This is a genomic window from Pseudomonas sp. SED1, assembly GCF_034044025.1.
Taxonomy (GTDB): Bacteria; Pseudomonadota; Gammaproteobacteria; order Pseudomonadales; family Pseudomonadaceae; genus Aquipseudomonas.
Genome location: NZ_JAXCIS010000151.1, coordinates 18,353 through 32,202, shown reverse-complemented (window position 1 = coordinate 32,202; position 13,850 = coordinate 18,353). Strand labels below are relative to the sequence as shown.

Below are 13,850 nucleotides of genomic sequence, written 5' to 3'. Positions count from 1 at the left end.
CCAAAAATAACAAAACCCGTGCCTCGAAAGGCACGGGCGGGTCGAGCTTAAGCCTGGGTAGCGTATTTCGCCAGACGGGTGTCGCTTTTCAGTACAGCCAGGGTGTTGTTGTGCACGTCATCAGCGGTTACGTCAGCCTTGCTGAAGATTTGCTGGAAGTGCTCGTGAGTCACAGCGGCAAAGTGCTCGCGATCTTCAGGAGCAACGCCCAGTACTACAGCGTAGGTAGTCAGCGCTTCGCCGTTACCCTTGGCCATGTCTTCGGACAGCTCGTTCATCATGCCATTCATGGCAATCCACGATTTGCCACCGTAGGTCAGTGCGCTGTTGGTGCTACAGCCGTTGGTGCCCGAGGTCATGCCGAATGTGGCGTTACCGGAGGTACCGTTGGTGGTGGAGGCCAGGAAGTGAGCCGGAGTGCCGCGTTGGCCTTCGAACAACATGTTGCCCCAACCGCAGTTCGGGCCACCTGGCGCTTCAGCCATTGCATTGAGGGAGACGACGGTGAAGAGAGTACCGAGAAGGATCCGTTTCATAGCTTTGTTCTCTTTGTGTGCAAACCAATGGACAAGGGTTCAGGTGCCTGACAGCACCCTAGGGGTCGGTTATTAGTCCAACCCGCAGCAGGTTGGAGTTTAGGCATGATCCAAGGGTTCCGTGACTTTTTATGAAACAAGCCGGAAACACTCGGTTTTTTTACAGCCTCAAACCTGGGTCTATGCTTTCCCTAAGCCGTCCTTGCCAGCCGGCCCAACCCGGCGCCAGAATGCCGTCATCTGCCCCGCCTGATGTAAGGAAGCCCGATGCCTGATCCTGTTGCTGCCAGCTTGCGTCTAGCGCCCGAAGCGCTGACTCGTCCTTTTTCCGCTGAACAGTTCAGCTTCTCGACCACCAATGATTTGGAGCCCTTTCGCGGTGTGCTTGGCCAGGAACGTGCGGTCGAAGCCTTGCAGTTCGGCGTGGCCATGCCACGCCCCGGTTACAACGTGTTTGTCATGGGCGAGCCCGGTACCGGCCGCTTTTCGTTCGTCAAACGTTACCTCAAGGCCGAAGGCAAGCGCCTGCAGACCCCGGCCGACTGGGTCTACGTCAATAATTTCGATGAGCCTCGCGAACCCCGCGCGCTGGAGCTGCCCGCGGGCGGTGCTGCCGCGTTCATCTCCGATATCAACGGCTTGATCGATAACCTGGTCGCGACCTTTCCGGCCGTGTTTGAACACCCGACTTATCAACAGCGCAAAAGCGCCATCGACCGTGCTTTCAACCAGCGCTACGACCGTGCTCTTGACGTCATCGAGCGCCTGGCTCTGGAAAAGGACGTGGCGCTGTACCGTGACAGCACCAACATTGCGTTCACCCCGATGCTCGACGGCAAGGCTCTGGACGAGGCTGAGTTCTCGCAGTTGCCGGAAGCTGACCGCGAGCGTTTCCACACTGATATTTCCGAACTGGAAGAACGCCTCAACGAAGAACTCGCCAGCCTGCCCCAGTGGAAGCGCGAGTCCAACAACCAGATGCGCCAGTTCAACGAAGAAACCATCACGTTGGCTTTGCAGCCACTGCTGTCGCCGCTGTCCGAGAAGTATGCGGAGAACGCGGCAGTCTGCGGCTACCTGCAGGCAATGCAGGTCTACCTGCTGAAAACCGTGGTCGAGCAACTGGTGGACGACGCGAAAACCGATGCCCAGGCCCGCAAGTTGCTGGAGGAGCAGTACTGCCCGAGCCTGGTGGTAGGCCATCCGGTCAACGGTGGCGCGCCGGTGGTATTCGAGCCGCATCCGACCTACGACAACCTGTTCGGCCGTATTGAATACAGCACCGACCAGGGCGCGCTTTACACGACTTACCGCCAGTTGCGGCCGGGTGCGCTGCACCGTGCCAATGGTGGTTTCCTGATCCTCGAAGCCGAGAAAATGCTCAGCGAGCCGTTTGTGTGGGACGCCCTCAAGCGTGCCCTGCAATCGCGCAAGCTGAAAATGGAGTCACCGTTGGGCGAACTGGGCCGCCTGGCCACGGTGACCCTCAACCCGCAAGTGATCCCGTTGCAGCTCAAGGTCATCATCATTGGCTCCCGCCAGCTGTACTACGCGTTGCAGGACGCAGATCCGGACTTCCAGGAGATGTTCCGGGTGCTGGTGGACTTTGACGAAGACATTCCGATGGTGGATGAAAGCCTGGAGCAGTTCGCCCAGTTGCTGAAAACCCGCACCTCGGAAGAAGGCATGGCGCCGTTGACCTCGGATGCCGTGGCACGGCTGGCGACCTACAGCGCGCGGCTGGCGGAGAACCAGGGGCGCTTGTCGGCGCGTATCGGTGATTTGTTCCAGTTGGTCAGCGAGGCGGACTTCATTCGTCACCTGGCGGGTGATGAACGCACCGACGCTGGGCACATCGAGCGTGCGCTCAAGGCCAAGGCCACGCGCACCGGGCGGGTGTCGGCGCGGATTCTCGACGACATGCTCGCCGGGGTGATCCTGATCGACACCGCCGGTGCAGCGGTGGGCAAGTGCAACGGGCTGACGGTGCTGGAGGTGGGTGACTCGGCGTTTGGTGTACCGGCGCGGATCTCTGCCTCGGTGTACCCGGGCGGCAGCGGCATCGTGGATATCGAGCGTGAAGTTAACCTCGGCCAGCCGATCCACTCCAAGGGCGTGATGATCCTCACCGGTTACCTGGGCAGCCGTTATGCCCAGGAATTCCCGTTGGCGATCTCGGCGAGTATCGCCCTGGAGCAGTCCTACGGTTATGTCGACGGCGACAGCGCCTCCTTGGGCGAGGCCTGCACCTTGATTTCGGCGCTGTCGAAAACGCCGCTCAAGCAGTGCTTTGCCATCACCGGCTCCATCAACCAGTTTGGTGAAGTGCAGGCGGTGGGCGGGGTCAACGAGAAGATTGAAGGCTTCTTCCGCCTCTGTGAAGCCCGCGGGCTGACCGGCGAGCAGGGGGCGATCATTCCCCAGGCCAACGTCGCGACGCTGATGCTCGATGAGAAGGTGCTGCAGGCTGTACGCGACGGGCAGTTCCACGTCTATGCCGTGCGTCAGGCCGACGAGGCCTTGAGCCTGCTAGTGGGTGAGCCTGCGGGTTCGCCAGACGAGGAGGGGCAATTCCCGGAAGGCAGCGTCAATGCACGGGTGGTGGAGCGTTTGCGGGCGATTGCCGAGATGATCAGTGAAGATGATTTGAAGGAAGCCGAGAAGGAGCTGGCGCAGGAGGCGTTGGCAGAAGCCAAACCGGTGTGATTTTGATCGGATGAAGGGCGCGCTTTGTGGCGAGGGGGCTTGTCCCCCGTTGGGCTGCGAAGCGGCCCCAAATCCAGGCACTGCGTTTAACCTGTTAGAGCACGTTTATCCTATTGGGGCTGCTACGCAGCCCAACGGGGGACAAGCCCCCTCGCCACGGGGCAGTCGTCCGTTGGTCCCCCGGCCTTGGTTTGTACCGGGTTTCTTCTATTCTCAGCTCAAGGGATATCCACAGGAGTCGCTGGATAGAAACAGTCTTGCCCTGCGAGGCTGAATACCGGATCTACCGAGGGTCGCCGCCATGTCGCGCAACCTCTGCCTCACCCGCCAGTGCCTGGGCCTGGTTACTCGTATCGAATGTTCCATTCGCCCTCTCGCCGGGGATACCGGGATGTGGACCTTGTTGTTTGCCGCCGGAATGACGGGTGAACAGCCTTCCACCATCAAATCCCAAGGCCCGTTTCATGGACCTTTCGTGGCACAAACCATCCTTGATTCGATTGTCGAAAGCCTGACCCTGCACGGGTACGAGCTGGCCGACGACCCGCAAATCTGGTGCCTGCACCTGCAGGCGCACTTGCGACAGCTCAATGGCGGGCGGCAGACCGCGCTGAGCGATATCCGCTGAGTACCGAAAGCCAAATGTGGGAGCGGGCTTGCTCGCGAATGCGCTGTGTCAGTCAATATATCTGTGACTGATGCACTGCATTCGCGAGCAAGCCCGCTCTCACATTCGATCTTCAGCGCCAGTGGAGCTGATGTTATGGCTTGAGCGCTGGGGTCGCTTCGGGTTTGTCCAGCTTCACCTCAAACCCATACTGCACCGTGTCCAGACCGGTGCGCTGGTAAGTCTCCAATGTAGTCGGCTGGCCGTAGAAGTAATGCACGTCGAACAGCGCCGTGCCGTATTCCTCGGCGCGGTGGCTGACCCCGAGAATCTCTTTCAGGTAGTTGCCGCTGGCGTCCTTGGCGTAGAACCGCCAGCTGTCGGCGGGGAAAAGTTTCTGGTCGACAATTAGCGCGTTGTCTTTCAGCTCCAGACCTTTGGGCAACTGCCCAGCCGTGAGGCTGCCTTTTTCGATGGTGGCCAGGAACAGTGGCATTGATCCCACGGCAAACCCCGGATTCTCGGGGAACAGGTTCAGGTCATAGGTGATGGTGCCGCGCCCTGGGTCGACTTCGTAGGCTTCGGCGGGCAGTTCGATCGGCTCGCCGAGCTTGCCTTCGTCGTTGGCAGTGAGGAAGGTCACGGGAGCGTCACCACCGCCGCGGTCGTCGCCCAGCAGGTCGTCGTTGAAGGTGTAGGGGTGATCGAATTCGACGTGCGCCGCACTGGCGTCATCCACCGATTGGTTGATGGTGACACTTTTCTTTAGCTGGTCTTCGGACAGGGTGGCGTCCTTGAGCCAGTCCGCGGCTTGGTCGTCATACACGGTGACCGGCATCGGCAGGGGCTGTACGGTTTTCTCCAGGCTGTTTTTGTCGAAGCGCCTTACGGGCAGGTCCAGGTCCTTGCGGGTCACGGTGGCCTGGGAAAAGTCGAGCACGCTGACTTGCACATTGTCGATCAAGCCATTGAAGTACACCTTGGTGTAGTGGCTGCCCTGCTTGAGTTCGAAGGCTTTCTGCTCGTCTTCCAGCTGCTTCTCGAAGGCGTCGGACCAGGCCGTCTGCTTTTGCATCTCCGCCAGTTGCTTCTCGTAGAACGCCAGTTGCGCGGCGTTCTCGTTGATTGAGCCTGAGCGCGAGAGAAATTGCCCGGTAGTGTCGCGAGCCTGCACCAGCAGCGGGTTAGGCGATTCGTCCGCGACTTCCGGCGCCAGCGGGGCGCTGTTGGTCAGTTCGATCTCGGCGTAGTTCTTTTCTAGGGTCAGCAGGGTGACTGTGACGTTTTCTTCAATGCGCTTGCGGCCCACGTCCTTCTTCGACAGGTCGAAGGTGAAGACTTTACGCGGCGCGATCACTTCCACCTTGCCCTTGAGGGTGACGGGCTGCGGCTGGCTTTTGTTTTCAGTCTCGATGCCTTCGACGAACGGGTAAGTCACCGTCAGGTCATCGGGGTTGGTCAGATTGGAGCTGGTAGGGCTCAACTGGATGCCCGGGTCGGTTTCCGACCACTCCGGCTGGAAGGGGATGACCTTGTTGTTGCTCAAGGTGACCGACTGCCATTCCAGGCCATGGGGGAAGGGGAACTGGTCGGGCATGTTGAAGTTGAACGGGAAGATCGGTTGCAGGTCCGTCAGGTAGTCCGAATGGGATGCCTTGCGCAGGACAAACAGGCCGTTGATGTAGGTATCAACCAACGCCTGGGGCGTGGGGTAGTGCTTGAGCAGTGCCAGGGCGTCTTCGCTGTACTCGGCCTCGATAGGCTTGCTGGCCAGCTTGGCCCGTGCCCGTTCCAGCAGCAACAGCGAGCCACCGAGCTCGGACACGGCGTCCTTGAGCTTGGGATCCTGGATGGCGTCCAGGGACTGTTCGAACTTGGCGGTTTTCTCTTCGAGGCTGGCTTGCTTGTGTTCATCGCTTGGGGAGCAACCGCTGCCCATCAGCAACGCCGCGCACAGGCCAATGCTGGCCAAAGGGGATCGCACATCCATTATCTGAGTTTTCCTGTCCGACATCATCGAGCCGAGTTGATGAGCCCGACACTAGCAGAAAAATTCTTTTACAGATGCCGTACAGATCAGTTTTCTCGACGGTTTCTGGCGTTTGTGTGCGGCTGATATACTCGGCGCCATTTTTAGCCACGCTGTGTGAGATTCAATGGAACGCTTTATCGAAAATGCAATGTATGCCTCACGCTGGCTGTTGGCACCGATCTATTTCGGGTTGTCCCTTGGGCTGTTGGCGCTGGGGCTGAAGTTCTTCCAGGAAGTGTTCCATGTGATTCCCATGGTGTTTTCCATGAGCGAGTCGGATGTGATCCTGGTGCTGCTGTCGTTGATCGACATGGCGCTGGTGGGCGGCTTGCTGGTGATGGTGATGATCAGCGGCTACGAGAACTTCGTTTCCCAGCTGGACATCGACGAAAGCAAAGAGAAGCTCAACTGGCTGGGGACCATGGATTCCTCGTCGCTGAAGATGAAGGTCGCGGCGTCCATCGTGGCGATTTCGTCGATCCATTTGCTGCGGGTGTTCATGGACGCCAAGAACGTCGATCCCGAGCATTTGAAGTGGTACGTGATTATTCACATGACCTTCGTGGTGTCTGCGTTTGCCATGGGTTATCTGGACAAGTTGACCAAACATTGATCAGCGCCCGTCGGGTGTGCGCCTGAGGCTCCAGGGCTCATCAAGAGCGGGGCTTGTGTGCTAGTCTGCTCGCCCTTTTAGTTTGGACGACACGTGTGTCGTCCTACAGCGGAGCCTTTCCATGTCCGAAGTTAATCTGTCCACCGACGAAACCCGCGTGAGCTACGGCATTGGCCGTCAGTTGGGCGACCAACTGCGCGACAACCCGCCACCGGGCGTGAGCCTGGACGCGATCCTGGCTGGCCTGACCGACGCTTTCGCCGGCAAGCCTAGCCGTGTGGACCAAGAGCAAATGGCCGCCAGCTTCAAGGTCATCCGCGAAATCATGCAAGCCGAAGCCGCTGCAAAGGCTGAAGCTGCTGCTGGCGAAGGCCTGGCTTTCCTGGCTGAAAACGCCAAGCGTGACGGCATCACCACCCTGGCTTCCGGCCTGCAATTTGAAGTGCTGACTGCCGGTACCGGCGCCAAGCCAACCCGTGAAGACCAAGTGCGTACTCACTACCACGGCACCCTGATCGACGGCACTGTGTTCGACAGCTCCTACGAGCGCGGCCAGCCTGCAGAGTTCCCGGTTGGCGGCGTAATCGCTGGCTGGACCGAAGCCCTGCAACTGATGAATGCCGGCAGCAAATGGCGTCTGTACGTGCCGAGCGAACTGGCTTACGGCGCTCAAGGCGTTGGCAGCATTCCGCCGCACAGCGTTCTGGTGTTCGACGTCGAGTTGCTCGACGTTCTGTAAGACCGCTGACTAGGTTGTAGGTGCGAGCTTGCTCGCGATGAACGTCAACGATGACGCGCCCATGCTGAATGAACGCGGTGTCTTTGAGTTCTTCGCGAGCAAGCTCGCTCCTATACGGTTTTGCAGGTTGCTCATGGATGAAACTTGCCATTGAGATCCGTCACCGGGCGCAACGCTCGGGCATAGCAGAACAAAAACAGATTTCTCACCACTTCTTTCAGCACCCCAGGTTCACTGGAACTCAAGCCATTGACGTCAAGGTCGCCCTGATCCTGCAGTTCGCTTAACGCTTCTTCTTCCAGTACTGCGCAGACTTCCCCGGTTTCCCGATGGAGGATTCGCAGGTAAGGGTGTGGACGGTCCAGCCAGGCATCGATCAAATAAGTCATGGGAAGCATCTCCTTGATGGGTTTCAATGAGAATAATTCTTATTCAATGAATAGCAAGCCTCTATTGGCGATTTCCGGACTTTTCTGTGTGGATATTGTTTTTGATCAAAAGGGCTGGCCTTTTGCCGCTAGTGCGGAAATGACGCGGGGAGGGTGAAACGCCATCCCGTGCCGGGCACGAGATGGAGGCAGCCGGTTCAGACCTTGCGGACGAACTCGGACTTGAGTTTCATCGGGCCGATACCGTCGATTTTGCAGTCGATATCGTGGTCGCCATCGCACAGGCGGATGTTCTTGACCTTGGTGCCGACTTTGACCACCAGCGACGTGCCCTTGACCTTGAGGTCCTTGATCACGGTGATGGTGTCGCCGTCCTGCAGGACGTTGCCCACAGAGTCTTTCTTGACGGATTCATCGCTGGCAGCCTCGGCTTCGCCACCGACGGCCCACTCATGGGCGCATTCCGGGCAAATCAGCTGGGCGCCGTCTTCGTAGGTGTATTCGGAATTGCATTTCGGGCAGGGTGGCAACGTGCTCACTAAAGCTCCTTTGGTTTCAGGATGGCTAAAAAGCGCACATTATATAGGGTTTTAGCGGGGGGAGGGGGCACCGTCCCTTGTAGGAGCGAGCTTGCTCGCGAAAAACTCAAGGACGCCGCGTGTAATCAGGTGTACGCGTTATCGTTGTAGACCTTCGCGAGCAAGCTCGTTTCTACAGGAATTGCTTAGTGAGTGCGGGCGACCGCGAACTCACTCAGCTCAACCAGGGCGTCCCGGTATTCGCTGGCTGGAAGGGCTTCCAAGCATTGGATGGCGCGAGCGACGTAGTCACGGGCCAGTTGCGCGGTGTATTCGAGGGAGCCCGAGGCTTCCACGGCTTCGCGGATGCTTTCCAGGTCTTCGATCCCGCCTTTCTGGATCGCCTTACGCACCAGGGCGGCCTGTTCAGGCGTGCCTTCGCGCATGGTGTAGATCAGCGGCAAGGTCGGCTTGCCCTCGGCCAGGTCGTCACCGACGTTCTTGCCCAGGGTTTCGGCGTCGCCGCGGTAATCCAGCAGGTCGTCTACGAGTTGGAAGGCTACGCCTAGGTGATCGCCGAAGGTGCGCAGGGCTTCGCTCTGCTCGGGCGTCGCTTCGCACAAGGCGGCAGCGCTGTGGGTCGAGGCTTCGAAGAGCATCGCGGTTTTGCCGCGAATCACTTCCATGTAGGTTTCTTCGGTGGTGCTGGCGTCGCGAACCTTCGACAGTTGCAACACTTCGCCTTCGGCGATGATGCGCGTGGCCTGTGAAAGAATCTTCATCACCGGCATCGAGCCCAGCTCGACCATCATTTCGAACGAGCGCGAATAAAGGAAGTCGCCCACCAGCACGCTCGGCGCGTTGCCCCACATCGCGTTGGCCGTCTCACGACCACGGCGCATGCCGGACATATCAACCACGTCGTCATGCAGCAGGGTGGCGGTGTGCAGGAACTCGATGGTCGCGGCCAGCAGGCGCAGGTCATCGCCTTCGCGGCCGAGGGCCTTGCCACACAGCAACACTAATAAAGGACGCAGGCGTTTACCGCCGGCCGACGTAATGTAGTCGCCAATTTTGGAGACCAGCGGCACTTTAGAAGTCAGCTGCTTCTTGATGATGCCGTCGACGGCGCTAAAATCGTCCGCCACCGCGCGGTAGAAAGCTTGGGGTTGCATCAGCGACAGTCGCTCCAGAAGGGTTGCGCGGCATGCTAGGACCCACGCCCCGTAGTGTCAAGGCGCGATAGACGGCCACTTGCAACGCCTCCTTAGCTTGCGTACAATCGCGCACCCTGAACTTCCTGGGCAGCACCTGCCTTACGCAATTGCATTCGGGACGTCCATCCCATGCAGCCATGCCAGCCAATACCTCTTCTTATAAAGCGCTGGGTGAGCAGGATTATCGGAGAAATACCATGTCGTACGCAGTAATTGTTACTGGTGGCAAGCAATACAAGGTCGCCCCAGGTGAATACCTGAAGATCGAGAAGCTGGAAATCGCTACTGGCGAATCCGTTACTTTTGATCGCGTTCTGTTGGTCGCCAATGGCGATGACGTGAACATCGGCGCTCCAGTTGTTGCAGGCGCTACCGTTGTGGCTGAAGTGATCTCCCAAGGTCGTCACGATAAAGTCCGCATCATCAAGTTCCGTCGTCGTAAGCACCACATGAAGCGTATGGGCCACCGCCAGTGGTACACCGAGATCAAAATCACCGGTATTCAGGCTTAATTTCAGCCTAATTCCTCACTAGGAGAATTGACTCATGGCACACAAAAAAGCTGGTGGTAGTACCCGTAACGGTCGCGACTCAGAAGCCAAACGCCTTGGCGTGAAGATGTATGGCGGCCAGGTTATCATTCCGGGCAACATCATCGTGCGTCAGCGCGGCACCCAATTCCACGCCGGTTACGGTGTTGGCATGGGTAAAGATCACACTCTGTTCGCTAAAATCGACGGCGTGATCAAGTTTGAAGTAAAAGGCGCTTTCAACCGCCGTTACGTGAGCATTGTCCCGAAGACTGAAGTCGTCGCGGCATAATTACGTAGTTGCTGGAAAAGCCCTGTCTCGCGACGGGGCTTTTTCGTTTGTGGGGTGAGTCTCTTGCAAAGCTGTTTGTGATGGGCGAAAGCAGCTGGATTTGCGGTCGTTGCTTGAGGTCGCTGCGCTCATTTTTGCAAGAGTCTTATGTCTTGGTTTCTTAAGCTCGTCCGTGTGGCGAGAGGCGTTTTGTTATGAAGTTTGTTGATGAAGTTTCGATCCGAGTAAAAGCTGGCGACGGCGGTAACGGTTGCATGAGTTTCCGTCGGGAAAAATTCATCGAAAACGGTGGTCCTAACGGCGGTGATGGCGGTGATGGCGGCTCGGTCTACATGATCGCCGACGAAAACCTCAACACCCTGGTGGACTACCGTTACACCCGGCACTTTGATGCCGAGCGTGGTTCCAACGGCGGCAGCACTGACTGCACCGGTAAAAAAGGCGAAGAGCTGGTCCTGCGGGTTCCGGTCGGCACTACCGTGATCGACTCCGCTACCCAGGAAATCATCGGCGACCTGACCAAGGCCGGTCAGCGCCTGCTGGTGGCTCATGGTGGCTGGCACGGTCTGGGTAACACCCGTTTCAAGTCCAGTACCAACCGTGCGCCACGCCAGACCACGCCGGGCAAGCCTGGCGAGCAGCGTGACCTCAAGCTGGAAATGAAGGTGCTGGCTGACGTAGGTCTGCTGGGCCTGCCGAACGCCGGCAAAAGTACGTTCATTCGCTCGGTGTCTGCTGCCAAGCCGAAAGTTGCCGATTACCCGTTCACTACCTTGGTGCCAAACCTGGGTGTGGTCAGCGTTGATCGGTGGAAGAGCTTCGTGGTTGCGGACATTCCGGGCCTGATCGAAGGGGCTTCCGACGGCGCGGGCCTGGGGATTCGTTTCCTCAAGCACTTGTCCCGTACCCGTTTGCTGTTGCACCTCGTCGACATGGCGCCGCTGGATGACACCAGCGCACCAGACGCTGCTGAAGTGATTGTCAGCGAGCTGACCAAGTTCAGCCCGTCCCTGGCTGAGCGTGATCGTTGGTTGGTACTGAACAAGTGCGACCAGATTCTCGAGGAAGAGCACGAAGAGCGCGTCAAGGAAATCGTTGATCGCCTGGAATGGACTGGTCCGGTCTACGTGATCTCGGCCATTGCCAAAGAAGGCACTGAGCGCCTGACGCGCGACATCATGCGTTACCTCGAAGATCGTGCCGACCGCCTGGCTGCCGACCCTGTCTACAAGGCAGAGCTGGCCGAGCTGGATCAGCGCATCGAAGACGAAGCTCGTGCCCAGTTGCAGGCGCTGGATGACCAGCGTGCCCTGCGTCGCAGTGGCGTCAAGTCGGTCCATGACATCGGTGACGATGATTGGGACGAAGAAGACGTGGATGATGAAGATGGTCCGGAAATCATTTACGTGCGCGACTGATTCGTTGCAGTAAACTTAAGCGCCGCTCAATCGAGCGGCGTTTTGGTATCTGGAAATCGGTAGTCACGAATAACGTTATGGGCGGCGCTGGGTCGCGCGGCCCTCTATCTAAGGTTGAAGATGATGCGGAGCAAGGTGACAGGTGCGCAGCGTTGGGTCGTTAAGATCGGTAGCGCGCTGCTGACGGCGGATGGCAAGGGGCTGGATCGTGCGGCCATGAGCGTCTGGGTGGACCAGATGGTGGCTTTGCATGAGGCCGGTGTCGAGTTGGTGCTTGTGTCGTCCGGGGCGGTTGCCGCGGGCATGAGTCGCCTTGGCTGGACCGCGCGACCCAGCGCGATGCACGAGCTGCAAGCCGCTGCCGCCATTGGTCAGATGGGGCTGGTGCAGGCTTGGGAGTCCAGCTTTGCCGAGCACGGTCGCCACACGGCGCAGATTCTGCTGACCCATGACGATTTGTCCGACCGCAAGCGCTACCTGAATGCCCGCAGCACCCTGCGTGCCCTGGTTGAACTCAAGGTGATCCCGGTGATCAATGAGAACGACACGGTGGTGACCGACGAAATTCGTTTCGGCGATAACGACACCCTGGCGGCCCTGGTGGCGAATCTGGTTGAGGCCGATTTGCTGGTGATTCTCACGGATCGCGACGGCATGTTCGACGCTGATCCGCGCAATAACCCTGAGGCGCAGCTGATTTACGAGGCGCGTGCCGATGATCCGGCGCTGGATGCGGTGGCGGGGAGTGTCGGTGGTGCCCTGGGGCGTGGCGGTATGCAGACCAAGCTACGTGCGGCGCGGCTGGCGGCGCGTTCCGGCGCGCATACCATCATCGTTGGCGGCCGGATTGAACGGGTGCTGGATCGTCTCAAGGCGGGCGAGCGCATCGGTACGCTGCTGTCGCCTGAGCGCGGCATGCTCGCGGCGCGCAAGCAGTGGCTGGCGGGGCATCTTCAGACGCGCGGTACCTTGGTGTTGGATGCTGGGGCTGTGTCGGCGTTGTCCCAGGGCAACAAAAGCCTGCTGCCGGTGGGCGTAAAATTGGTCCAAGGCAGCTTCCGTCGTGGCGAGATGGTGGTGTGCGTGGCGCCGGACGGTCGCGAGATTGCCCGTGGTCTGGCCAACTACAGTGCCCTTGAGGCGCAGAAAATCATTGGGCAATCGTCTGATGCGATTGTCGGTCTGTTGGGTTACATGGCTGAACCGGAGCTGGTTCACCGGGATAACCTGATTCTGGTTTAAGTAAAAAGGAATTCTCGATGCGCGTGATGAAGGGGTTGCTCGGTGTACTGCTGGCGATGCCGTTGCTGGCATCGGCCGAAGAGATTGGCCAGGTGTCGACGGTGTTCAAGTTTGTCGGCCCCAATGACCGGATTGTGGTCGAGGCCTTTGATGACCCGAAGGTCGATGGCGTGACCTGCTACCTGTCCCGCGCCAAGACGGGTGGGGTGAAAGGTGGTCTGGGGTTGGCTGAGGATCGCGCTGAGGCGTCTATTGCCTGTCGTCAGGTGGGCGCGATTCACTTCAAGGGTGAGCTGAAGGACGGGGATGAAGTGTTCAAGGAGCGCACGTCCCTGGTGTTCAAGACCATGCAGGTGGTGCGTTTCCTCGACAAGAAGCGCAATACCCTGGTGTATCTGGTCTACAGCGACCGCTTGATCGAAGGCAGTCCGCAGAATGCGGTGACGGCGATTCCGATCTTGCCATGGCCTGCCCAGTAGGTGCGAGCTCACTCGCGAAAAGCCAGAGGGCGCCGCGTTTATTCAGGCGGCGCACATAATCGTTAAAGACCATCGCGAGCAAGCTTGCTCCAACAGGCAGGCAATAAAAAACCGACCCTAGGGTCGGTTTTTTAACAAGCTTATCGCTTAGGCTGCAGCAGCAAGGTTCAGAGCCTTGATGTGGCCATTCAGACGACCTTTATGGCGAGCAGCTTTGTTCTTGTGGATGATGCCTTTATCGGCCATACGGTCGATAACTGGCACAGCCAGAACGTAAGCAGCTTGAGCTTTTTCAGCGTCTTTTGCGTCAATGGCTTTAACTACATTCTTGATGTAGGTACGAACCATGGAACGCAGGCTGGCGTTGTGGCTGCGACGCTTCTCAGCCTGTTTTGCACGTTTTTTGGCGGAAGGTGTGTTGGCCACCGTCGAGCTCCTCGAAAGACTTTTTAGGAAATAGCAAACAAAATAGGCCGCGAATCATGCCGATGAGTTGAAGTCTTGTCAAGGGCGGGTGATGCGAACTGCTGAG

The 13,850-nt window shown here is 58.6% G+C and carries 15 protein-coding genes; 9 read left to right on the top strand and 6 right to left on the bottom strand.

Going from position 1 to position 13,850, the window contains the following annotated elements:
- Positions 1-47: 47 nt before the first annotated feature.
- The gene (locus SNL23_RS19685; RefSeq protein WP_003215845.1) at positions 48-536 is read right to left on the bottom strand and encodes a DUF3015 domain-containing protein; all 489 of its coding nucleotides are present in this window, start codon (positions 534-536) and stop codon (positions 48-50) included.
- A 267-nt stretch (positions 537-803) separates the two neighbouring features.
- Here SNL23_RS19685 and SNL23_RS19680 point away from each other — a divergent pair, with 267 nt between their 5' ends.
- Both SNL23_RS19680 and SNL23_RS19675 read left to right on the top strand, forming a co-directional pair.
- Entirely contained in the window at positions 804-3,242 is a 2,439-nt protein-coding gene (locus tag SNL23_RS19680; RefSeq protein WP_076014018.1) for a Lon protease family protein, read from the top strand.
- 301 nt (positions 3,243-3,543) lie between these two features.
- Positions 3,544-3,870, top strand: a complete 327-nt coding sequence (locus SNL23_RS19675) for a PA4575 family protein (protein WP_076014017.1) — start codon at positions 3,544-3,546, stop codon at positions 3,868-3,870.
- Positions 3,871-4,003: 133 nt separating this feature from the next.
- On the opposite strand, the gene SNL23_RS19670 is transcribed toward SNL23_RS19675, so the two are convergent.
- Positions 4,004-5,839, bottom strand: a complete 1,836-nt coding sequence (locus tag SNL23_RS19670) for a hypothetical protein (RefSeq protein WP_076014016.1) — start codon at positions 5,837-5,839, stop codon at positions 4,004-4,006.
- Between the two features lie 166 nt (positions 5,840-6,005).
- Here SNL23_RS19670 and SNL23_RS19665 point away from each other — a divergent pair, with 166 nt between their 5' ends.
- A complete protein-coding gene (locus tag SNL23_RS19665; RefSeq protein WP_076014015.1) occupies positions 6,006-6,494 on the top strand; it encodes a TIGR00645 family protein in 489 nt (162 codons plus the stop codon).
- 121 nt (positions 6,495-6,615) lie between these two features.
- A complete protein-coding gene (locus SNL23_RS19660) occupies positions 6,616-7,233 on the top strand; it encodes an FKBP-type peptidyl-prolyl cis-trans isomerase (protein ID WP_034115957.1) in 618 nt (205 codons plus the stop codon).
- A gap of 131 nt (positions 7,234-7,364) precedes the next feature.
- Here SNL23_RS19660 and SNL23_RS19650 read toward each other — a convergent pair whose 3' ends face one another.
- The 3 genes from SNL23_RS19650 to SNL23_RS19640 form a co-directional block, all read right to left on the bottom strand.
- Complete coding sequence (locus SNL23_RS19650; protein ID WP_003215856.1) at positions 7,365-7,622, bottom strand: PA4570 family protein; 258 nt, start codon at positions 7,620-7,622, stop codon at positions 7,365-7,367.
- A 197-nt stretch (positions 7,623-7,819) separates the two neighbouring features.
- Complete coding sequence (locus SNL23_RS19645; RefSeq protein WP_003215858.1) at positions 7,820-8,161, bottom strand: zinc ribbon domain-containing protein YjdM; 342 nt, start codon at positions 8,159-8,161, stop codon at positions 7,820-7,822.
- 185 nt (positions 8,162-8,346) lie between these two features.
- Positions 8,347-9,315, bottom strand: coding sequence for a polyprenyl synthetase family protein (locus tag SNL23_RS19640; RefSeq protein WP_003215860.1), 969 nt, complete (start codon positions 9,313-9,315; stop codon positions 8,347-8,349).
- A 239-nt stretch (positions 9,316-9,554) separates the two neighbouring features.
- Here SNL23_RS19640 and rplU point away from each other — a divergent pair, with 239 nt between their 5' ends.
- From rplU to SNL23_RS19615, 5 genes are all read left to right on the top strand, one after another.
- Positions 9,555-9,869, top strand: a complete 315-nt coding sequence (gene rplU / locus SNL23_RS19635) for a 50S ribosomal protein L21 (RefSeq protein ID WP_003176051.1) — start codon at positions 9,555-9,557, stop codon at positions 9,867-9,869.
- 34 nt (positions 9,870-9,903) lie between these two features.
- Positions 9,904-10,179, top strand: coding sequence for a 50S ribosomal protein L27 (rpmA, locus tag SNL23_RS19630; RefSeq protein WP_003215862.1), 276 nt, complete (start codon positions 9,904-9,906; stop codon positions 10,177-10,179).
- 194 nt (positions 10,180-10,373) lie between these two features.
- Positions 10,374-11,597: an Obg family GTPase CgtA gene (cgtA, locus tag SNL23_RS19625; RefSeq protein ID WP_076014014.1), complete on the top strand. Its 1,224-nt coding sequence runs from the start codon at positions 10,374-10,376 to the stop codon at positions 11,595-11,597.
- A gap of 123 nt (positions 11,598-11,720) precedes the next feature.
- Complete coding sequence (gene proB, locus SNL23_RS19620) at positions 11,721-12,839, top strand: glutamate 5-kinase (protein WP_017477809.1); 1,119 nt, start codon at positions 11,721-11,723, stop codon at positions 12,837-12,839.
- Positions 12,840-12,856: 17 nt separating this feature from the next.
- The gene (locus SNL23_RS19615; RefSeq protein ID WP_076014013.1) at positions 12,857-13,318 is read left to right on the top strand and encodes a CreA family protein; all 462 of its coding nucleotides are present in this window, start codon (positions 12,857-12,859) and stop codon (positions 13,316-13,318) included.
- A gap of 147 nt (positions 13,319-13,465) precedes the next feature.
- On the opposite strand, the gene rpsT is transcribed toward SNL23_RS19615, so the two are convergent.
- The gene (gene rpsT, locus SNL23_RS19610; protein ID WP_003215870.1) at positions 13,466-13,744 is read right to left on the bottom strand and encodes a 30S ribosomal protein S20; all 279 of its coding nucleotides are present in this window, start codon (positions 13,742-13,744) and stop codon (positions 13,466-13,468) included.
- Positions 13,745-13,850 lie beyond the last annotated feature (106 nt).

Coding starts and splice junctions, on each gene's coding strand:
- SNL23_RS19685 (WP_003215845.1), bottom strand. CDS start 536: ATGAAACGGATCCTTCTCGGTACTCTCTTCACCGTCGTCTCCCTCAAT.
- SNL23_RS19680 (WP_076014018.1), top strand. CDS start 804: ATGCCTGATCCTGTTGCTGCCAGCTTGCGTCTAGCGCCCGAAGCGCTG.
- SNL23_RS19675 (WP_076014017.1), top strand. CDS start 3,544: ATGTCGCGCAACCTCTGCCTCACCCGCCAGTGCCTGGGCCTGGTTACT.
- SNL23_RS19670 (WP_076014016.1), bottom strand. CDS start 5,839: ATGGATGTGCGATCCCCTTTGGCCAGCATTGGCCTGTGCGCGGCGTTG.
- SNL23_RS19665 (WP_076014015.1), top strand. CDS start 6,006: ATGGAACGCTTTATCGAAAATGCAATGTATGCCTCACGCTGGCTGTTG.
- SNL23_RS19660 (WP_034115957.1), top strand. CDS start 6,616: ATGTCCGAAGTTAATCTGTCCACCGACGAAACCCGCGTGAGCTACGGC.
- SNL23_RS19650 (WP_003215856.1), bottom strand. CDS start 7,622: ATGACTTATTTGATCGATGCCTGGCTGGACCGTCCACACCCTTACCTG.
- SNL23_RS19640 (WP_003215860.1), bottom strand. CDS start 9,315: ATGCAACCCCAAGCTTTCTACCGCGCGGTGGCGGACGATTTTAGCGCC.
- rplU (WP_003176051.1), top strand. CDS start 9,555: ATGTCGTACGCAGTAATTGTTACTGGTGGCAAGCAATACAAGGTCGCC.
- rpmA (WP_003215862.1), top strand. CDS start 9,904: ATGGCACACAAAAAAGCTGGTGGTAGTACCCGTAACGGTCGCGACTCA.
- cgtA (WP_076014014.1), top strand. CDS start 10,374: ATGAAGTTTGTTGATGAAGTTTCGATCCGAGTAAAAGCTGGCGACGGC.
- proB (WP_017477809.1), top strand. CDS start 11,721: ATGCGGAGCAAGGTGACAGGTGCGCAGCGTTGGGTCGTTAAGATCGGT.
- SNL23_RS19615 (WP_076014013.1), top strand. CDS start 12,857: ATGCGCGTGATGAAGGGGTTGCTCGGTGTACTGCTGGCGATGCCGTTG.